20 protein-coding genes are annotated in these 19174 nt (G+C 61.1%); 4 read left to right on the top strand and 16 right to left on the bottom strand.

The window, feature by feature from the left end; all coding sequences use genetic code 11:
• Window positions 1–31: 31 nt before the first annotated feature.
• The 10 genes from AC1RTA_RS05825 to AC1RTA_RS05780 form a co-directional block, all read right to left on the bottom strand.
• Window positions 32–4840, bottom strand: coding sequence for a hypothetical protein (locus tag AC1RTA_RS05825; protein WP_492784205.1), 4809 nt, complete (start codon window positions 4838–4840; stop codon window positions 32–34).
• Window positions 4831–5307: a hypothetical protein gene (locus tag AC1RTA_RS05820; RefSeq protein WP_492784204.1), complete on the bottom strand. Its 477-nt coding sequence runs from the start codon at window positions 5305–5307 to the stop codon at window positions 4831–4833. Before AC1RTA_RS05820 ends, AC1RTA_RS05825 begins: the two co-directional genes overlap by 10 nt.
• The gene (locus AC1RTA_RS05815; protein ID WP_492784203.1) at window positions 5304–6125 is read right to left on the bottom strand and encodes a PulJ/GspJ family protein; all 822 of its coding nucleotides are present in this window, start codon (window positions 6123–6125) and stop codon (window positions 5304–5306) included. Before AC1RTA_RS05815 ends, AC1RTA_RS05820 begins: the two co-directional genes overlap by 4 nt.
• Window positions 6122–6712 carry a type IV pilus modification PilV family protein gene (locus tag AC1RTA_RS05810; protein ID WP_492784202.1) on the bottom strand — a complete coding sequence of 197 codons (591 nt, stop codon included), beginning with the start codon at window positions 6710–6712 and terminating at the stop codon, window positions 6122–6124. The genes AC1RTA_RS05815 and AC1RTA_RS05810 overlap by 4 nt, the downstream gene beginning before the upstream one ends.
• Window positions 6699–7169, bottom strand: coding sequence for a prepilin-type N-terminal cleavage/methylation domain-containing protein (locus AC1RTA_RS05805; RefSeq protein ID WP_492784201.1), 471 nt, complete (start codon window positions 7167–7169; stop codon window positions 6699–6701). Before AC1RTA_RS05805 ends, AC1RTA_RS05810 begins: the two co-directional genes overlap by 14 nt.
• Before the next feature lie 86 nt (window positions 7170–7255).
• Complete coding sequence (locus AC1RTA_RS05800) at window positions 7256–7702, bottom strand: prepilin-type N-terminal cleavage/methylation domain-containing protein (protein ID WP_492784200.1); 447 nt, start codon at window positions 7700–7702, stop codon at window positions 7256–7258.
• Window positions 7703–7726: 24 nt separating this feature from the next.
• Window positions 7727–8257, bottom strand: coding sequence for a prepilin-type N-terminal cleavage/methylation domain-containing protein (locus AC1RTA_RS05795; RefSeq protein WP_492784199.1), 531 nt, complete (start codon window positions 8255–8257; stop codon window positions 7727–7729).
• A complete protein-coding gene (locus tag AC1RTA_RS05790) occupies window positions 8254–8742 on the bottom strand; it encodes a hypothetical protein (RefSeq protein WP_492784198.1) in 489 nt (162 codons plus the stop codon). Before AC1RTA_RS05790 ends, AC1RTA_RS05795 begins: the two co-directional genes overlap by 4 nt.
• 53 nt (window positions 8743–8795) lie before the next feature.
• Window positions 8796–10028, bottom strand: a complete 1233-nt coding sequence (locus tag AC1RTA_RS05785) for a type II secretion system F family protein (RefSeq protein WP_492784197.1) — start codon at window positions 10026–10028, stop codon at window positions 8796–8798.
• Between the two features lie 2 nt (window positions 10029–10030).
• Window positions 10031–11737 carry a GspE/PulE family protein gene (locus AC1RTA_RS05780; RefSeq protein WP_492784196.1) on the bottom strand — a complete coding sequence of 569 codons (1707 nt, stop codon included), beginning with the start codon at window positions 11735–11737 and terminating at the stop codon, window positions 10031–10033.
• 88 nt (window positions 11738–11825) lie between these two features.
• Between AC1RTA_RS05780 and trmL the strand changes: the two genes are divergently transcribed.
• A complete protein-coding gene (gene trmL, locus AC1RTA_RS05775) occupies window positions 11826–12290 on the top strand; it encodes a tRNA (uridine(34)/cytosine(34)/5-carboxymethylaminomethyluridine(34)-2'-O)-methyltransferase TrmL (RefSeq protein WP_492784195.1) in 465 nt (154 codons plus the stop codon).
• A 12-nt stretch (window positions 12291–12302) separates the two neighbouring features.
• Here trmL and AC1RTA_RS05770 read toward each other — a convergent pair whose 3' ends face one another.
• The 6 genes from AC1RTA_RS05770 to AC1RTA_RS05745 all read right to left on the bottom strand — a co-directional run bounded on the left by AC1RTA_RS05770 (window position 12303) and on the right by AC1RTA_RS05745 (window position 15387).
• On the bottom strand, window positions 12303–13298 hold the full coding sequence (locus tag AC1RTA_RS05770; RefSeq protein WP_492784194.1) for an NAD(P)H-dependent glycerol-3-phosphate dehydrogenase: 996 nt from the start codon (window positions 13296–13298) through the stop codon (window positions 12303–12305).
• 14 nt (window positions 13299–13312) lie between these two features.
• Window positions 13313–13762 (bottom strand): SH3 domain-containing protein, encoded by a 450-nt coding sequence (locus AC1RTA_RS05765; RefSeq protein WP_492784193.1) that lies wholly within the window; start codon window positions 13760–13762, stop codon window positions 13313–13315.
• A gap of 49 nt (window positions 13763–13811) precedes the next feature.
• On the bottom strand, window positions 13812–14276 hold the full coding sequence (secB, locus tag AC1RTA_RS05760) for a protein-export chaperone SecB (RefSeq protein WP_014236376.1): 465 nt from the start codon (window positions 14274–14276) through the stop codon (window positions 13812–13814).
• Window positions 14277–14312: 36 nt separating this feature from the next.
• Window positions 14313–14579 carry a glutaredoxin 3 gene (grxC, locus tag AC1RTA_RS05755; protein WP_014236375.1) on the bottom strand — a complete coding sequence of 89 codons (267 nt, stop codon included), beginning with the start codon at window positions 14577–14579 and terminating at the stop codon, window positions 14313–14315.
• Between the two features lie 10 nt (window positions 14580–14589).
• On the bottom strand, window positions 14590–15003 hold the full coding sequence (locus AC1RTA_RS05750; protein WP_014236374.1) for a rhodanese-like domain-containing protein: 414 nt from the start codon (window positions 15001–15003) through the stop codon (window positions 14590–14592).
• 75 nt (window positions 15004–15078) lie between these two features.
• Window positions 15079–15387 carry an ArsR/SmtB family transcription factor gene (locus AC1RTA_RS05745; RefSeq protein WP_172974818.1) on the bottom strand — a complete coding sequence of 103 codons (309 nt, stop codon included), beginning with the start codon at window positions 15385–15387 and terminating at the stop codon, window positions 15079–15081.
• A 375-nt stretch (window positions 15388–15762) separates the two neighbouring features.
• Between AC1RTA_RS05745 and AC1RTA_RS05740 the strand changes: the two genes are divergently transcribed.
• Genes AC1RTA_RS05740 through AC1RTA_RS05730 form a run of 3 tightly spaced genes read left to right on the top strand, consistent with a single transcriptional unit; the run spans window position 15763 to window position 19093 of the window.
• Entirely contained in the window at window positions 15763–17223 is a 1461-nt protein-coding gene (locus tag AC1RTA_RS05740; RefSeq protein ID WP_492784192.1) for a murein hydrolase activator EnvC family protein, read from the top strand.
• 16 nt (window positions 17224–17239) lie between these two features.
• Entirely contained in the window at window positions 17240–18637 is a 1398-nt protein-coding gene (locus AC1RTA_RS05735) for a S41 family peptidase (RefSeq protein ID WP_043798861.1), read from the top strand.
• Between the two features lie 33 nt (window positions 18638–18670).
• The gene (locus AC1RTA_RS05730; RefSeq protein ID WP_014236370.1) at window positions 18671–19093 is read left to right on the top strand and encodes a hypothetical protein; all 423 of its coding nucleotides are present in this window, start codon (window positions 18671–18673) and stop codon (window positions 19091–19093) included.
• Window positions 19094–19174 lie beyond the last annotated feature (81 nt).

Here is a 19174-nt window from a genome sequence, read left to right as displayed (position 1 = left end):
TGGGCCTAATTACTATGAATTTTTACCCACATCAGTAGTTCTCCCGATAATACAGGTAGGCCCCCCGGTTCAAGCCAAACGCCGCTCTGGCTAAGGGATCCCGGTCAAACGAGGCACTGCCGTCCCAGCGCCCTGTCATATAACTCATGGCGGCAGAGCTAGTTGCCGCACACTTGGCATCGTCCCCCAAATCCACACAGACACGGAACGTGGAACGCAAACCGGGAGAGGCAAAGCGCAAGCGCCCCTTGCCTGCGGCAATCTGCGTCACGGTTGGCGCCCCCAGGGTTGCAGAGGTGTCACCAGCCACCCTAGCCGAGGCTACGTTGGCTGGCTGAATCGCGGTGCAGTTGTCCTGGGCATTGAGCACGAAGGCCAGGCCGTTCCAGAACCGGGCTTCCATGCCGACAGACAGGGGCAGCAATTCGGAGCCATAGGCGGTGGTCAGTTGCAGCAAGCCGAAGCGAACAGCCGTCGTCGCCAGCTTGGCCCGCTCATTGCCGTCAGACCGGTCGGCATCCAGATTCAATGCGCTGGCCACCAAAGAAACACCATCCTGGTCCTGGGGTGCGACACCGATGGTGAAATTGGTATATGGACCGTCAACGGTTGCCGCGCGATTCAATACGAGGTTGCCGGTGATCATTGCGACCCCGGCACACCATCGATTGGTCGGAGACCCGCTGCAGGCAGTAGAGACTGTGCCGGGCGTAAAACCGAGACGGGTTCCGTCCCCCCCGGGAAAAACCGTAGCACTCCCGGTGGCAGGATTATCCAAGGCCCAGAGATTGAAGCTGTTGCTATCCAGGGGGGTGGCACCGGCTTTCGCCAGCCAATTACCCATGGTCAAGCGGGAATAGCCCCGGACAACGTCGTAGTTCACGGTGGTAGTGCCACCGGCTGCCTTGGCGATCACGGAGAAGCTCAGTCCGATGGGCTCCCCCATGTAGGTAAAGCCATCCAAGTTCCGGTTACTGCAACTCGACAAATCGCTGCGATTATCGAGCGTCACTGCCGACAATTCGAAATGATCGGGAATGAAACGCCCCCACCGGGTAGACGTTGGCGAGCCGATATCGCAGCCGTATTTGCCGTTGATCGCGCTGTTGGAGGTGCTGTCGACGATGCAGTCGTCCCGCCCGTTCTGATCCACGGCCGTGAAAGTGCTATCCACCACTGCATCCGCGGACAGATCAAAGAAACCCACCTCGCCATACTTGCATGTACCGCTAGCCATCCCGGAAGATGCATTTGCGGAACTGAAACTGCAGGACAACGGGGCAGGAGACACGCTCGTTTCACTGATCACATCGGCCACTTTGGTGGCGACAATACGAGGTGAACCGGTGTAATTGATGTTTTGGGCCGTGGTGGCTTCCAGGGAAAAATCCGCTCCAGCCTTTACCACCGGATACACGGTAGCCCCGGCAGATGTTGCCAACGTCACCGTCCCTAGCTTCGCCTCAACTTTGTTGAATGAGAGGGGGCGGATGGCAAAGATATCGGAAGAGCAGGCCACAGTAGTACCGTTGACCTCTTTCATCCTGACCAGGACATTGCTGTAGGCCGAACCGATGTTGAAAGTCGGCGACAACTTGAAGCCCTTGTCGGACGAAGAAAACGACATCGTCGTCGAGGCAAAACTGGACTTGGCCGAACAAGTTGCCTCTTTGTTGGCCGTCGTACTGTTGTCGATCAACTCTACGGTGACATCTTTTTTGGCATCAGCCGCATAGCCGGGATCGATACCGGTGCCACCACCATTCAGTACCGCAATATTCAGTGCAAAATCGACGCCGACCAGTTTGGTATAGATGTGGGCACCGGCCTGCTGCACATTGATATCCGTCCTGGCCATGGCGCTATCGATGGCATTGAATCCCTTCGCCGTAGTGCCATTGGGAGGAACGATAGTCTGTGCGCAAATCCTCAGGCCGGATATTTCGTGAGTATTGGTATTGTCCCCGGTGGAGCCGGTAAAGGAAATTTGCCAGTTGTCCGGCACGGGCACCTGGACGGTCGTCGGCGTGAATCCCGGCGCGTAGGCATCAAAAGGTGCCAGTAGATTGGTGTACCCGTTGGTCGGGCAGAAATCCGTACTGCAACTGGTATCCCGATTCACCTGGACCAAGGCCGTTTTGTTGGCTGTCGTATAGTTTCTGGCGTCAATCACCACCTGATAGTAATAACCACGGGAGGGGACGGAAGAATTACGATCATCGATGGTGTAGTTTCCCGACTGCTGATCAGAGCGGGCCAGATAGGAGTAGCCCTCGCTGTATAAAGCCTTGTTCGAACTAGAGGGAACTGCATATGAGCCCCGCACAGCCACGACCTGACTTAAGCCCCCTGGCCCATCGATGCGCCCTTCGGAAGGATTCGTATAGTTACCGAACTCGTCGAAGCCAACGCCGATCCAGCCGCCAGCAAAGCCGAGAATTCCAGTCTTTTGCGCATACCCCAGAGAGCCACCAAAAGCTCCTGGATTAGGTGGAACGCTGTTATCGGACAAAGTGACGGCAAGACCATCCGCCCCGTTGCCGTTATAGGCAAACTGCCTGAATTCCACCGAGATATAGTTCCCCGCCGCCGGGAAAATAGCACCCAAGGTAGCGGAAGTCGCCTCCTTGGTTTGACTGTCCGTCAGACGTAAGCGGCCACTGACAAAGGACGGTGTATAGCTGCGGGGCCCCAGCGTACTGACCGTCCATTTGGAGTTAAAGATGCCAGAGGTCAGGTTGGAACCGGTGAAACTGTCGCAATAGCAGGTGACACCGGACGGCACAAACGGAGGAACGGAACACTGGCCCGGATTGGGCGAACCGGGCTGGCCGGTCACGAAAGTGCCGAAGCGATTCAGACCAGACAGGCTGACACTGTTCGCCGTATAAGAACTCAAGGCCAGCACCGGAGATGTCCACGCACCGCTGGTGTACCTACTTCCGGCGAAGGTGGAAACCTGGGCCCCACCCAGAATGTCGGCGGCAACAAACTGGAAGGTCGCGTTATAGGAGCCGGCGATGGGCAGGGAGGTGAGCGTATCCCCCGCAATTCCCAGGGTCCAGTAACGATTCACGTCCATCAGGGGGTTGATGCCTGAGGTGTTGATCTGGGGATGCTGCCCCCTGGTCGTGCTCCCGGTCAGGGTGCCACCGCCGATACCGGCAAACCAGGGGAAGTCAATGGTCATGGGCGCGTAGGCGCTGCCATCGCCAATGGGATAGGTGCAGGTGGCGTTATAGGGCGGGAAGCTCAGGCGCAGATTGCCGATGACGTAGCTGGCTGCACTGCCGCCGCTGATGCTGGCCGGACAATAGGTTCCGGTAACTGCCAGCACATAGCTGCCGGCAGTGATGTTTCCCGAAGTCAGGGTCAACGTGCCGGGCACCGTGACATTGCGGCTCAAGGTCACACCGGCGCTGTTGTTCATGGTCATGTTGCCCAGGCTGGAATCCGAGCTGCCGCCAATGGTCTGGGCCGAGGTGCCATTGAAGATCCAGCTGGTATTGGGCAGGGCGATGCTGCCGTTATTGGTCAGCGCCCCCTTGACGTTCAACGTCGAGTAGTTGGATGAAGAAACCGTGCTGCCGCTATTGACGGTAAAGTTGGTCACCACATTCTGGCTGTTGTAGAACGTGGTGGCCTGGGTACCCGCTTTCTGGAAAATCAGATTGGTGACGGTCAGCGCATTTGAACTGGTCAGGTCGCCACCGACGTTGAAAGTCGTAGCCGTTAATGGCGCATTGGAAGTGGCAGTGCCGCTCACCGTCATGGTGCCGGCCGTCAGGCCGGCGCTGCCGTTATTGTTTAGGTCGCCGCTGACGGAAAGCGCAGTGCGCACTGTCATCGGACTACTGCTGGTCACATTCCCCGTCACCGTCAAATTGTCGACGGTAAAGGCTGTCCCCGTATTGGAAACGCTACCGCCGGCAGTAATGTCGAAACTGCCATTACTGCCGTTATCCAGGATAGAGCCGGAATTGGTGATATTGCCATTCACTGTCAGCGCCCGCGTCCCAGTTCCCGTCTGGGTCAGGGAGCCGGAATTGATGGTCAGGGAAGCAACCGTGCTGCTGGTGTTGAAGGAAACCGCGTGGTTATTAATGGTGGCGCTATCGACACTGGAGGGAGGTCCGTCTCCCGGACCTGCACCGCAGTTCCAGGTAGTTGCGGTACTCCAGTTGCCGGAAGCTGCAGAAACGCAGGCCCGAGGGGGGGGCGTGTAATCGACATCTATCTGGATGTAATCCACGTAAACGGTGTGTGCCGCACCCGAACTACTCGCTTTGGTGGCGGAAAATGCGACACCAAAAGCGCCCGCATTCACGGTCGCCGGAGTCCAGGCGGCTCCCCAAAGGTTCGTGGCGCCGCCATGACTTTCCACCACATCTGAAGTGGTATACGCCGTCGTCGTTGCCATATTAGAACCCACCACAACACCACCCGAAACCAGGCGCACGGATGAGTCCTTACTGCCACCGTTATTGGCCGAAGAGGAGCGTCGCTCGACATTGACGGTGATGCCGTTGATCGTAGCCCCCGCCGGAACGGCAAAGCCGAAGTCATGACAATAGAGATACTGGGAAATGGTTCCATCCAGGGAAACCGTCGCGTTGAAGAAGTTGGGACTCACCGCCCACCCGGGATTTATCCAAGCCTGGGTGCCGGCGCCAGCCAGGTTCTCGCAGGTTGAGGGATTTGCACTCAGGGTCACGGCAAAGGCGCCGGCACCAGCGATCATCGCCGCCAGAGCGAAAATAAATTTGACGACAAGACCTTTTACACGGGAACGCTGCATCCGCTCACCCCACTTTCGCCTGCAATGGTTGATCATGGACATGCCGGTGTCACTCCATCAACGACACAGCCGGTTGTCACGCGAACCTGCCGCTCCACATAGTCGTTTCCGACTGCGGCAACATCTTTACAAGAGCCAGAGTTGGGAACGTTACAAGCCGTTGACGTGATCTCGTAGACACTAACCACGGAACCGCTTTCGTCAGTACTGGCAACACGTTCGCAGACCACACTGGCCACAAACCCGGCAAGCTCCGTTCCGGCAAAGGTGATATCGGTCCCGGCACCACACTGACCGGCCCGCAACAACTGAAACAGCCCCCACTCGGCCCCCGCCCGGGCTGCCTGGTAGGCCCGCGCCCCTTGCACATCCTGGGCGCTGCCCCGGTTCTGGGCCGAGGTCAGCCACAGCATGTAGGTTGCCAGGGCGGCAAAGAGAATCAGCAGAAACACCGCGGCGATGATCGACACCCCGCGTTGCCGCCGACGACTAGACAGAATCCGCTTCATGGCACATTGCTCACATGCACCTGATGCAACATGGTCACTGACTCACCGGCTTCCTCCAGCGTCAGGGACATGGAAACAACGCCCATACGGGTATTGGCCACATTGGCATCGTAAGTCATGGTGCAGGCATCGGCGCGGTTGGCCACCCGATTAGCAAGCAGTACCGGCGCCACGCTGGGGGGAGTGGGCTGGTTTTTCTCCACTAGGGAGTAGCCTGAATAGCGGCGCAGCAACCCGGCATCCGGATTGCATTCATAGGTCACGCGCCGGTCCACGATGAAAAACCGAGCGCCGGGAGAAGGAACCGGAAAATGGAAGGCTGCAAACTGCACCACGCTGCCCGCAATGCCGGTGACAGGCACCATATTGTTGCCGGTATAGGCATCCGCCCCCGAATCCGTCCCCAGATTGGCAATGGCGACATGGTCCCCCGCCTGAAAAACCGGTGGAGTACCCAGTACGTCGAAGCCGTTGGCGTCCGCAATGCCAAATTCCAACGGATTGCCGCCACCTGCAGCAGTCGGATCGGCACGATAGCGCCCGCCAGCCCGGGTCTGCAGAAACTCGAGGTAACGCACGTTACCGACTGCAGTTATGCGGATGCTGTTGGGCAGGGCTAGGCGTAAATCCCGCGCCATACGGCGCAAGGAGGTATCCGCCGTATCCGTCAGGCGGGCCCGGCGCTCCGTGTCGAAATAGCCTTCGATGGGGACCCGAATGAACAAGCCCACCAGCGAGCCCGCAATCCCCAGCAGCACCATGGCGACAATGGCTTCGATCAAGGTGAAGCCCCGCTGACGATGACGCGCCTGGCTCATGGCGACACCCGCGGCGCATGACGGGTACGGAAGCCATCGAGGCTGATCCGGGCGTTGTTGGGGCCGGTCACCAACACATTGACCAGCAAGGATTCAGCTGGAGAGATACCGGCAATGCCAAACTCAGAAACGGTTACCCAAGCCCTATAGCCGGCGGGTGCAGCAATGCCGGAGGACAAATCCGTCGCAGCAATTTCCTTCGGCTCGCCGAATTTATCAACATAATCGTTGACGTTATCGTACGGGCGAGTCTCAGCGCCATCCGGCTTAACCCCCTCAGCCATACCAGTACTGCACTGGGCCGTGTTGGTGGCAGAAAAAAAATTAGGGTCCAGGGGCTGGCAAAAGGTGAATCCAGCAGAAGTAATCTCTTCCATCAGGGATTCGGCCAAGGCCAAAGCCTGCTTTCGCGGCAAGGGGTCGGCACTGAAGCGAAATGCAGCACTCATCGCAGACAACAATCCAACCACCCCAATCCCCACCACGAGAATGAACACAATCGTTTCGATGAGAGTGAAGCCCCGCCCTTCAATGGAGGACTGGGTAACCGATAACAGGCCACTGGGCCGACCGTCAGTAGTGCACATACCCGGTTTCGCCCTCGATGCTCAGGGAAAAATTCCCTTCAGCGGAAGTTATATTCAGTTGTACTGTCGTCGTGGGAGATAAACGACCCAAGGGGTCAAACTGCAAGGGGACTTTATCGGGGAAGCCTGCCAACATGATGCCGACTGGGATAGGCAAAACGTAGTTACCAGAACTGTTCGGATTGGTTAGGGGCTGATTACAAACGCCACCGCTGGCTGCAAACTGGGATTTGCTAACGGAAATTTCCGCACCGTTTGCTGCAACGCACACTATACGTCGCTGCGCCACTGCTGTACGCCTCGCTTCCTGTAGCAGTGACAGCAACTGGTCAGAGAACCCCCGGGCAGAAAAACCGTGCCTGCCGTCGAACTTGGGAATGGCAAAGGCAGCCAGAATGCCGAGCACGATCATCGTGGTGACCAACTCCACCAACGTAAACCCTCTAGATGATCTCATGCCTGGGACACCCTTAAAAAAACGGCCCGAGACATGCCCGGGCCGCCCTATTGCCCTAGTTACGGGCACCTACCAGCCTGAACTTATTAGTTGCAGGCGTTGGTAGCGGAATAGTTGGAAGTATAAGTCGGCACCTGGCCAGCCGCTGCGGGGGCGGTATAAGTGATAGAACAAGACGCTGCAGTAGCGGCCTTGCTATGTTCGATATTGGTACCATTGACAACAATTTCAGGACTCAAATCCATCGCTTTGGCAAGTTCTGTTGCATTCGAAGCATAACCGTTCAGCGTCGCCACCGAACCGCCGGGAACCGCCACAGTGCTGGAGCCGGAAAGATTACCCGCTGCTGCCGCCTTGCCGTAAATCATGGAATTGGCACCACGCATGGAGCCTTCTACACCGGCCATCACCGCCCTGCGGGCATCGCTGCCCAGGTCGATGAACTTGGGCAGGGCAGTTGCAGCCAGGATACCCAGAATGACGATCACCACGATCAGTTCGATCAGGGTGAAACCTTTTTGTTGGCTTTTCACAGTAAAGACTCCTTTAGAAAAAAACTACAGACATTCAGAATTGTTGATCGCAGTACCAATGACCGGTGCGATGACAGCAGTACCGGAAATCTGCGCCGACTGATAGGTGAACTGGCAATTGGTGCCGGTACCGCCTGGAACTGCAATGGTCAGGGTAGTGGCAGCTCCGGCGCCGCCGCCGCTGGTCACGTAATCCACCCCCGCGCCAGCAGCAGCCCCGGCCAGCAAGCCAGCAGCTGCAACAATACCGTTAGCATCGGCCGTCGGATATTGAGCAACCCCGGTAATATTGACCCCCTCCATCGGAACGTTGATCACCGAGGCATTCGCAGGACAAGCTCCGCCGTTTCCAGCACTAGCCAAACAGGTAGCATGGAACAGGGCAGAAGCAGCGCGCACGGAAGCTACTGCACCCTGTAACTTGGCTTGGCGCGCCTGCACCTGCAGATTAACGAAACGAGGCAAAGCCGTTGCCGCCAGGATACCCAGGATGATGATCACCACGATCAATTCAATAAGGGTAAAACCCTTCTGCTTGGCCTTGATTAACTTCACTGCTTTCTCCCTGCGGGTGAAACCGCATAATGTTTTGGCAACCACGCGCACGCACATTGACCAGTAAGGCGCATTCCTTCAAAAACTCGCCCATGGGGCGGGGACTCTCGGTACACCGCGGCAATTGTGAACTCTACGCTGCCGGACGTCATTTCGCTTGTGAAAAAGTTCTCGGAGAACCTTGGCTGATAAAGGATTTTCTTCCGCTCCACATCAAAATACCAAGCCCCAGCTTGTAAGTTGCGATCATCCCCGGAGATTACACCCGCATAGGAATAAACCGCCCCATGTAAAGCAGGGAAAGGATTCTCTGTTGCCAAATGCACCAAGGCCCCATCACCTTCCACACCGATGCGGGCCGCAGCCTCTAACCATACTCCGGCTCGTATAGTGTCCAGTACAGAAACCACAGCTGTTCGCTCAACCGCCATCTGCACTTCTCGAAATCGGTACAGCAAAGCCGCCAGCAACACCAAAGCAACCACTAGAACGACCAGCAGCTCAAAACGGGAAGCCCCCCAAGCCCGGTGCCTCATTGTTATCCGCGCTTGAAGGCAACCCTGCCCAGGTCCCAGATCGGCAGGAAGATGCCCAATGCCAGAATCAGCACCAGGATGCCGAGGGCGACGATGAGAATGGGCTCAATCTGCTGGGACAGGTTTTTCAGTTCGTATTCCACCTCCCGCTGATACATGTCCGCCACCTCTTCCATCATGTCGTCCAAAGCACCAGACTCCTCCCCGACAGCCACCATCTGCAGCACGATGGGAGTAAATACCCTGGCACTGATGGCGGTACGCAGGACGGACTCACCCCGCTCCACGCCTTCGCGCATTTTCTCGATCTTGTCCGCGATGAAGACATTGTCTACCGTCTGGGCCACCACGCTCATGGCCTGCACAACAGGCACGCCGCTACGCACCGCCAAGGCGAAGCTGCGGGAAAAGCGAGCCAGCGTGGCCTTTTCCACAATCTTTCCGGCAATGGGGACCCGTAGCTTGGTCCGGTCCCACAGGTAGCGCCCCACAGGTGTCGCCACCCAGGCGCGGAAGGCAAATATCCCCCCGATCAATCCCGCCAGCAGGTAGGGCCAATCGGCCACCATGAAATCGGAGAAATTGATGAGCAACTGGGTCATGAAGGGCAACTTGGCATTGAAGCCCTTGAAGACCTGGGCGAAAGCAGGAATCACCCAGATATTCACCACCACAATGGCAATCGCCATGGCCGCCACTACAAAGCTTGGATAACGCAGGGCCGACCTCACCTGGTTGCGCATGAACTGCTCGAAATCCAGGTGGTAGAAGAGACGGAGGAATATCTCCTCCAGCCGACCGGTCATTTCCCCCACCCGCACCATGGAGAGATAGAACGGGGGGAAAACAGTCGAGTGACGCGCCAGAGACGCGGACAATTCACGGCCGGAGTCCAGGCTCTCCCGCACTTCCTGCAACAGCCGCTTCATGGCGCCGTTGCTGCTGGATTCCTGCAAGCCGGCCAAGGCGCGCATGATCGGCACGCCGGCCTTGAGCAGGGTATAGATCTGGCGGCTGAAAAGCAGCACGTCCACATGACGGACTTTTTCCGCAAACAGGGTCAGGTTGAACTTGAAGCCGCCCCCATCCTCCTGCTTGGGAGCCGGCTTGATTTCCAGCGGCGTAATTCCCTGCAACAACAGTTGATCGGCCACGGCCGAAGCAGACATGGCCTCCAGGGAGCCATTGACCAGGCCACCGCCGCTGCTGCGGCCCCGATAGCTGAAATTGGCCACGCTCAGTCTTCCGTCTGGCTGGCCACGCGCATGGCCTCGTCAATGGTGGTGCGGCCCTGACGGGCCAGGCGTACCGCATCCCGGCGCAGGGTGTTGCCGCACATCTGCTTGCGGGCTGCCTGCATGAAGATGGAAGGATCGTCCTGATTGGTGGCTTCCACCACCTCGCTGGTCATTTCCAGCATTTCCCATACACCGGTACGCCCCTGGTAGCCGGTTCCGCCGCAGTGGGGGCACCCGGTACCCTTCTTGAAGTGGTGACCGTCGAGCTGCTCGCCCAGTTCATAGCGCAGCCACTCGCGCTCGTGGGGCTCCGGCACATGGGGCGCGGCACAGGAATCGCAGATCACGCGCACCAGACGCTGGGCCAGGACCAGTTGCAGGGACAGAGCCACCATGTAGCGCGGCACCCCCATGTCGAGCAGGCGGATAGGCGTGGAGATGGCATCGTTGGTGTGCAGGGTGGACAGCACCAGGTGGCCGGTCATGGCGGCCCGCATGCCGATTTCGGCCGTCATCTGGTCGCGCATTTCGCCCACCAGGATGATGTCCGGATCCTGGCGCAAGGCCGTACGCAGCACCCGGTCAAAGGAAAGGTCGATCTTTTCGTGCACCTGCACCTGGTTGATGCCCGGCAGCCGGTATTCCACCGGGTCTTCCACGGTGATGACCTTCTTTTCCGTGGTATTCAGTTCGGACAGGGCCGCATACAGGGTGGTGGTCTTGCCGGAGCCGGTGGGCCCGGTGACCAGGACGATGCCGCTGGGGCGGTGGATGGCATGCCGCAGACGGTCCAGGATATGGGCCGGCATGTGGATGTTGTCGAGGCCGAGGATACCGTTGGACTGGGCCAGTATCCGCATCACCACCGACTCGCCGTACTGGGTGGGCATGGTGGAAATACGCACGTCCACCGGATTGTTGCGCACCTTGATGTTGAAGCGTCCATCCTGGGGCAGGCGCTTTTCGGAAATGTCCAGGCCGGACATCAGCTTCAGGCGCAGGGCCACGGCAGTGGCGATTTTCGGGTCGGCCTCGGTCTGGATGTGCAGCACGCCGTCGATGCGGAAGCGGATGCGCAGGCGCGCCTCCTGGGGCTCGATGTGGATGTCCGATGCGCGGGTGCGCAGCGCTTCCTCGAACACGGTCTGCAGCAGCTTCACCACCGGCGCATCTTCGGCGCCCGGGGTCAACCCCAGCAGTTCGCCGAATTCGATGGGCATGTCGCCCAGCTCGGCCTGCAGTTCCTTGGCCAGGCCGGAGATTTCCTCGGTACGCCGGTACAGGCGGTCGATGGTGACCAGCAGCTGGCTCTCGGTTACCACCGCCAGCTCGATATCCCGCCGGACGAGGCGGACGATTTCGTCGTAGGCCAGCAGGTCGGTGGGATCCACCAGACCCACCAGCAGGGCGCTGCCCCGGTCTTCCAGGGGAATGGCGCGGAAGCGGCGAGCCTGGGCCTCGGGCAGCAGCTTGGTGAGGTCCGGCTTGACGTTGAAGGTCTTCAGGTCGAAGAAGGGAATGCGCAACTGGCGGGCCAGCGCCTGGGAAATCTGCTCCTCGCTGACGTACCCCCCATCCACGAAAATGCGGCCCAGCTTGCGGCCAGTCAGCTTTTGCTCTTCCAGGGCCAGCTTGAGCTGCGCTTCGGTCAGCAGCCCTTGCTGAATCAACAGGTCACCGAGTCGGATTTTCTCCGGCCGCGCCATAAAATCTCCAATCTGCTTTAAGATTGACGCTTAATTTTTTGAACTATAGCGCTTTTTTACCAACCAACCCAAGCCGCATTGTGCCTTCGTGACCGCCATCATTCTTTACCAGCCCGAAATCCCGCCCAACACCGGCAACATTATTCGCCTTTGCGCCAATACTGGCTGTGAATTACATCTCATCGAACCTTTGGGATTCGATCTTTCGGACAAACAATTGCGGCGGGCGGGGCTGGACTACCACGAATATGCCAAAGTCACACGCCATGGAGACTGGCAGAGCTGCCTGGCGGCCATGGCGGGACGGCGTCTTTTCGCCCTATCCACCCGCGGCGGACAACGTTACGACACGGTGCGATATCGGCAAGACGATGCCTTCGTTTTTGGTCGGGAAACGGCGGGTTTGCCTGAGGAAATCCTGGGCCAGTTTGCCCCGGAGCAACGACTGCGCCTGCCGATGCTGCCGGACCAGCGCAGTCTCAATCTTTCCAATGCTGCCGCCGTGATGGCGTTTGAAGTTTGGCGGCAACTGGACTTTGCCGGCGGCCGTTAGGTCATCGGCAAATCAGCCCTGCTCGGGCTTGGGGTCCCGGGAAAGCAGCTGGCTCGCCGCCTCGGCGGCCGGCAGGTCGTGGTGCAGCACCGCATCCACGGCGGCAGTGATAGGCATGTCGATGCCCAGGCGACGGGCCAGTCCGGCCACCTCGGCGGCCGTGCTGACACCCTCCGCCACATGCCCCAGATCCACCAGGGTCTGGGCCAGGGTCTTGCCCTGCCCCAGGGCCAGGCCAACCCGGCGGTTGCGGGACAGGTCGCCGGTACAGGTGAGGATCAGGTCACCCATCCCCGCCAGGCCCATGAAGGTTTCCCGCCGCCCGCCCAGGGCCTCGCCGAGACGGGCGATTTCGGCCAGTCCCCGGGTCACCAGGGCCGCCCGGGCATTGAGTCCCAGGTCCAGGCCGTCGGCGATGCCGGTGGCAATGGCCAGCACATTCTTCACCGCACCGCCCACCTCCACCCCCACCACATCATCGTGGGCGTAGATGCGCAGGCGCAGCGTATGCAGCTGCCGCGCCAGGCGGGCCGCCAGTTCCCCATCGGCAGAAGCCAGGGTGATGGCCGTCGGCTGCTGCCGCGCCACTTCATCGGCAAAGCTGGGGCCGGAAAGGGCGCCACAGGGATGATCGGCGCCCAGCTCTTCCGCCACCACCTGGTGCGGCAGCTTGGCGGAACCAGCCTCCAGGCCCTTGCAGGCCCACAGCACGGGTACCGTGCCGGCCAGGCCGGCAGCCTTGAGGCTGCGCAGCGTGGGACGCAGACCGATCAGGGGCGTCGCCACCAGCAACAGGTCCGCATCGGCGGCCGCCCAGGCCAGGTCGGAGCCGACCTCCAGCCCCTCGGGGAACGAAGCACCCGGCAGGTAGCGGCTGTTGGCCCGCTCCCGGGCCATGATCTCGACCTGGGGCTGCTCCCAGGACCACAGACGGACCCGGTGGGCCGGAGCAAAGGCGATGGCCAGCGCGGTTCCCCAGGCGCCGGCACCTAGAACGGCAATATTCATGGATGGATCAATACTTAAAGACCCCAGACCTGGTTGGCCCGGAGATAGCCGGTCTGGCCATCGCGATGCCGGACCTTGGCCCAGCCGGCCGGCGCCGCTTCCAGAAGCTCAAGGGCGACGCCCTTTTCCGCCTGGAATGCCAGGGGTGAGGCGGTATCGGCAGCCTGGTGCACCTCGGCCCGGTCCGCAGTCACCTGCAGGGTGCGGCGATCCGCCAGGGCGGCCCGCTCGATCCAGGCCAGACCGCCGGCCGCATCCCGGACCTTGGCCCAGCCTTCCAGATTGACCACCACTTCCACCGGGGTATAGCGGCGGATGATGAACTGGGGCACCCCCTTCTTCGAGGGCGAATCGTAGAGGATGGCGGCAGCCGAGCCTTCGCCCGGCTCCACCGAACGGTAGTCAGCCGCCTGGACGGCCAGGGCCGGCAGACAAAGAAGCAGGGCACGCGACAAAACCGTCATCCAAGAAGATACGCGCTGGCACATGTCCTACCTCCGGCTGCCGGTTGAATTACTGGATGGGAACTTCGTTGGCACCAGCCTGCTGGGCTTCGGCCTGACGGGCCATGTAGAGGGCCTCGAAATTGACCGGCTGCAGCACCACGGGGGCAAAGCCGGCGCGAGCGATGGCGCTGGAAACCACTTCCCGGGCATAGGGGAAGAGCACATTGGGGCAGGCGATGGCCAGCAGGGGCTCCAGATTTTCTTCCGGCACGTTGCGGATCTGGAACACGCCGGCCTGGCCGGCTTCCACCAGGAACACGGTCTTGCCGTCTTCCAGCTTGGCGGTGACGGTGACGGTCAACACCACTTCGAACATGCCGTCGCCCAGACCGGAGCCTTCGCTACGCAGCTGGATGTCCACCTGGGGGGAGGTCTGCTCCAGGAAAATCTGGGGCGCATTCGGCACTTCGACGGACAGATCCTTGACGTACAGCTTTTCGATGGCGAAAACGGGGGATTCGGCTTGGCTCATGGTTTGGATTTCCAGTGATTCGGTTGAAAGGGAGACTCAGGACTCGTCGGCCAGCAGGGGCACCAACCCCCCGGCACGGTCCAGGGCATAGAGGTCGTCGCAGCCGCCGACGTGGGTGTCGCCGATGAAAATCTGGGGCACGGTACGCTTGCCGCCGGTCTTTTCCATCATTTCCTCGCGGCGGGCCGGCTCCAGGTCCACCCGGACCTTCTCGATTTCGGCCACGCCCTTGCTCTTGAGCAGTTGCTCGGCGCGGATGCAGTAGGGACAAACGGCGGTGGAATACATCAGAACACGTTTCATGACGGACTCCTCAGGCCTTGCCGCGGGACAGGGGCAGGCCGGCCTGGGTCCAGGTGCCGACACCGCCGGAGAGATTCACCACCTTGGCAAAGCCGACCTTGCGCATCTGCTCGCAGGCCTTGGCGGAACGGATGCCGGAAGCGCAGCAGACCACGATGGCCCGGTCCTTGTACTGGTCCAGGGAGGCCAGGTGTTCGTCCAGCTTGTTCAGGGGCGTGTTGCGGGCATTGGGCAGGTGGCCGGTGGCGAACTCGGCCGGATCGCGCACGTCGATCACCAGGGCATCTTCCCGGTTGATCAGCAGGGTGGCGTCGGTGGCGGAAACGGCCTTGCCGCCATTGCCGCGCAGCAGGGAAACCACCAGGGCCAGGCCACTCGCCAGGACCAGACCGACCAGAAAAGCGTTCTGCTTAATAAAATCCAAACCAGACTCCGTAAGGGGTGATGAGGGGAAAACGACTCGGGGAGATTACCGCAACCACGCCCCCCAGGGGTGATTCTAGTGGCCGCTGCCCTGGGGCACGCCGCAGAAGACCTCGCGCATCATGCCGATCAGTTGCAGGGTACGGGCGTCGCCCACCCGGTAATAGACCCGGTTGGCGTCCTTGCGCGTCAGCAGCACGCCCTTCTCCCGCAGGATGGCCAGGTGCTGGGAAATATTGCTTTGGGAGGTACCGACAGCATCGACGATTTCCTGCACGCAGGCTTCCTGATCGCCGACCACGCAGAGTATCTTCAGGCGCAAGGGATGGGCGATCGCCTTCAGCGCCCGGGCGGCCAGTTCGATATGTTCCTGCTTTTCAATCAAGTTAAAGGAAGCTTCCACCGCGGCACTTCTCCAGTAAAACCCGGGCTGGCGAACGGCTGCGTCGGGCGCGGAAGCTCCGGACAGGCTCGTGGCTGGGGCGAAATCATTATAAAATAATCCATTAATCTAGCCTACCGAGTGCCGGCTCGATTTAATCCACATCAACCGTCTTTGCAGTAGTGCGGTCAAAAAACCCTCTCCCCACCCCCAATCTGGCCACAGCCCCATGTACAGGACCGCATCGCCGCAGCGCCCCCTGACCTGCCCCACTCTCCACTTTTCGCGGGTAATGCCGGGGTGAGCGGCACGCGGCATTCCGGCACATCCACCTCGCCACGGCCAAGCGGCCTCGGGCGAACCCTTCTGCTGGCCCTGTTGGGGGGCCTGTCCCTGCACCAGTCCGCCTCTCTGGCCGCCACGCCGGCGACCAAACCCGCCGCTTCCAGCAAAACGCCGGCCAAGGTGGTGGTACAGAAGGCGCCGCTGAAAAAGTCGGCACCGCCGACCAAGGCACCTGCCAAAACCACGGCCAAGCCTGCGACCAAGGCCGTGCCGGGCAAAGCCCCGACCAAAGCCGCCAGCACGCCGCGCAAAGCGGCGGCGGTTGCCGCCGGCGTGACGGCCGGCGCCGTTGCCAATCCGGAGCATCAGGCGGAAAGCAGCAAGGCTGACCTGAAGGAGCTGCAGGGCCGCATCGACAGCCTGCGCAAGGAAGTGGCCACCGCCGAGGAATCCCGGGCCGACGTGGCCGACCAGCTGAAGGATGCGGAAAAGGGCATCTCCAACCTGTCCCGGGACCTGCGCCAGCTGTCCGGCCAGCGGGGCAACCTGCAGAACACCCTGCAGCAGCTGGCCAGCCAGGCCCGGGAACTGGAAGGCACCCTGGCGGGCCAGCGCACCCAGCTGGAGCGGCTCCTGACCCGTCAGTACATGGAAGGGGGCGAGGGTTCCGACTCCCTGCGCCTGCTGCTGAACGGCGACAACCCCAACCAGATGGCACGGGACCTCTACTACCTGTCGGCCGTGGCCAAGGCGCGTACGGCCCTGCTGCAGCAGATCGGCAGCACCCTGAAGCAGAAGAAGGCCCTGGCCGAAGACACCCGCAACCGGGAAACCGAGCTGGCCGAGGTGGAAGCCAAGCAGAAGGAGCAGCACCAGCAGCTGCTGGCCCAGAAGAACCAGCGCCAGGCCACCCTGGCCAAGATTTCCCAGCAGATCGAATCCCGCCGCAAGGAAATCGGCGCCCTGCAGCAGGACGAAAAGCGCCTGACCCGCCTCATCGACGGCCTCTCCCGCATCATCGCCCAGCAGAAGGCCCGGCCGCCCAAGCCCGAAGCCAAGCCCAGGGCGCCGGCGGAACGGCCCGCCGGAAGCGGCGGTCAAACACCCGGCATCGACAACGACAAGACCCCCGACGCAGGCCTGGCGCGCTTCTCCGGGGACTTCGCCCGCCTCAAGGGCTCCCTGCGCCTGCCGGTGCGGGGCACCGTCAGCAATCGCTTCGGCACTGCCCGCCAGGAAGGCAGCACCTGGAAGGGCCTCTTCATCCGGGCCGCCGCCGGGGGTGACGTCCATGCCGTGGCCGCCGGCCGGGTGGTCTTCGCCGACTGGATGCGGGGCTTCGGCAACCTGCTGATCCTGGACCACGGCGACGGCTACCTGACCATCTACGGCAACAACGAATCCCTCTACAAACACGTGGGGGAAACGGTGAAGCCGGGCGAGGTTGTCGCCGTCATCGGCAACAGCGGTGGCAACCCGGAATCCGGTTTATACTTTGAACTTCGCCATCAAGGCCAGCCGCTCGACCCGCTCAAATGGGCGAGCTTGAAGTAGGAGACTTTTTGTGAAGATGGGCAAGCCGTTGAAACAGGTGGGACTGATCGGGGTCGGCATGGTGGCCGGCATCCTGCTGTCGGTCCAGATTTCCGCCATCGCCGACAAGGAAACCCGGGCCGGGCTGCCCGTCGAGGAGCTGCGCACCTTCGCCGAAGTCTTCAACGCCATCAAGCAGGGCTATGTGGAGCCGGTGGAAGACAAGAAGCTGATCACCAATGCCATCTCCGGCATGCTCTCCAATCTGGACCCCCACTCCTCCTACCTGGATGCGGATTCCTTCAAGGAACTGCAGGTCGGCACCCAGGGCGAATTCGGCGGCCTCGGCATTGAAGTCGGCATGGAAGACGGCTTCGTCAAGGTGGTTTCCCCCATCGAGGACACCCCCGCCTTCCGCGCCGGGCTCAAGGCCGGCGACCTGATCGTCAAGCTGGACGACACCCCGGTCAAGGGCATGACCCTCTCCGACGCCGTCAAGCGCATGCGCGGCAAGCCCAAGACTCCCATCACCCTGACCATCGTGCGCAAGGGCGAGCAGAAGCCCATCGTCGTCACCCTGAACCGGGAAGTGATCAAGGTGCAGAGCGTCAAGTCCAAGCTGGTGGAACCGGGCTACGGCTACGTGCGTGTCACCCAGTTCCAGGAAAACACCGGTCCCTCCCTGGTCAAGCACCTCTCCGACCTGTACAAGGACGGCGCCCTCAAGGGTCTGGTGCTGGACCTGCGCAACGACCCGGGCGGCCTGCTCAACGGTGCCGTCGGCGTCTCCGCCGCCTTCCTGCCGGCCAAGGCCCTGGTGGTGTCCACCGACGGCCGCACCCCGGACGCCAAGCACCAGTACTTCGCCAGCGCCGAGGACTACCTGCGCGGCAGCCGCGACGACTACCTGAAGAACCTGCCGGCCGAAGTGAAGAAGGTGCCCCTGGTGGTGCTGGTGAACGGCGGCTCCGCCTCCGCCTCCGAAATCGTCGCCGGCGCCCTGCAGGACCACAAGCGCGCCGTGGTGCTGGGCACCCAGACCTTCGGCAAGGGCTCGGTGCAGACCGTGCTGCCCCTGCCCGGCAACACCGCCATCAAGCTCACCACCGCCCGCTACTACACGCCCAACGGCCGCTCCATCCAGGCCAAGGGCATCGTGCCGGACATCAATGTGGAAGAGTCCGCCAACGGCGCCTCTCCGGAGCGCCTGCGGGAAGCCGACCTGGAACGCCACCTGATCAACGACAAGGAAAAGGAAGCCGCCGCGGCGCCCAAATCCAAGGATGGCAAGGCCAACGGCAAGAACAAGGGCAAGGAAGAGGATGAGAAGTCCGAACTGCCGGCGCCGGCCGAATTCGCCTCCAAGAGCGACTACCAGCTGAACCAGGCCCTCAACCTTCTCAAGGGTCTGCAGATCATGCAGAATAAGCCGTAACGAGCCTAACAGCAGAACCTCGGGGAGAGGGCCATGAAACGAGTCGCCGCCAAGTTGTCGCGCCGTCTGGATACTCAAAAGAAGCGGGAAATCCTGTTTTCCCGCTTCCCCCCGGGGCAAGTGCCTGAAGCCGCCGATCTGCTGACCGGCCTGGAAAACCTGGACGCCGTGCCCGAGACGGAAAAGCGGGCCGTGGCCGTCGCCTACGACCTCACCGACTACACCTACCGGGGCCTGGAAGAAGGCCTGGTGGACCAGGGCTTCCACCTCGACAACACCCTCATGAGCAAGCTGATGCGGGCCCTCATCTACTATGTCGAGGAAACCCAGCTGCACAATCTGGAAGCGCCCGAACGGCCCCTCAAGTCCTCCTCCAAGGCCTACGCCCAGGCCTGGGAACGCCACCCCCACGGGGACCACGACGAAACCCCGCCCGAATGGCGGGAATACAAATAGCCCGCACCGGCCACGCCCCAGGGGCCGCAACAGCGGCCCCTTTGTTTTGCCTCGCCGCGCACTGCGGCCCCTTTTTTTGCC

The sequence above is a fragment of the Azospira sp. MPR-E4 genome (assembly GCF_058809645.1).
Note: the sequence above shows the minus strand (reverse complement) of the source record. Positions and strands in the feature narration are given on the sequence as shown.

What these genes read in the sequence shown, in the direction of transcription:
- AC1RTA_RS05770 (WP_492784194.1), bottom strand. Translation starts at nt 13,298, where the DNA reads ATGAATATTGCCGTTCTAGGTGCCGGCGCCTGGGGAACCGCGCTGGCC.
- AC1RTA_RS05815 (WP_492784203.1), bottom strand. Translation starts at nt 6,125, where the DNA reads ATGAGCCAGGCGCGTCATCGTCAGCGGGGCTTCACCTTGATCGAAGCC.
- AC1RTA_RS05780 (WP_492784196.1), bottom strand. Translation starts at nt 11,737, where the DNA reads ATGGCGCGGCCGGAGAAAATCCGACTCGGTGACCTGTTGATTCAGCAA.
- AC1RTA_RS05810 (WP_492784202.1), bottom strand. Translation starts at nt 6,712, where the DNA reads ATGTGCACTACTGACGGTCGGCCCAGTGGCCTGTTATCGGTTACCCAG.
- AC1RTA_RS05820 (WP_492784204.1), bottom strand. Translation starts at nt 5,307, where the DNA reads ATGAAGCGGATTCTGTCTAGTCGTCGGCGGCAACGCGGGGTGTCGATC.
- AC1RTA_RS05735 (WP_043798861.1), top strand. Translation starts at nt 17,240, where the DNA reads ATGGGCAAGCCGTTGAAACAGGTGGGACTGATCGGGGTCGGCATGGTG.
- AC1RTA_RS05730 (WP_014236370.1), top strand. Translation starts at nt 18,671, where the DNA reads ATGAAACGAGTCGCCGCCAAGTTGTCGCGCCGTCTGGATACTCAAAAG.
- AC1RTA_RS05765 (WP_492784193.1), bottom strand. Translation starts at nt 13,762, where the DNA reads ATGACGGTTTTGTCGCGTGCCCTGCTTCTTTGTCTGCCGGCCCTGGCC.
- AC1RTA_RS05805 (WP_492784201.1), bottom strand. Translation starts at nt 7,169, where the DNA reads ATGAGATCATCTAGAGGGTTTACGTTGGTGGAGTTGGTCACCACGATG.
- grxC (WP_014236375.1), bottom strand. Translation starts at nt 14,579, where the DNA reads ATGAAACGTGTTCTGATGTATTCCACCGCCGTTTGTCCCTACTGCATC.
- secB (WP_014236376.1), bottom strand. Translation starts at nt 14,276, where the DNA reads ATGAGCCAAGCCGAATCCCCCGTTTTCGCCATCGAAAAGCTGTACGTC.
- AC1RTA_RS05825 (WP_492784205.1), bottom strand. Translation starts at nt 4,840, where the DNA reads ATGTCCATGATCAACCATTGCAGGCGAAAGTGGGGTGAGCGGATGCAG.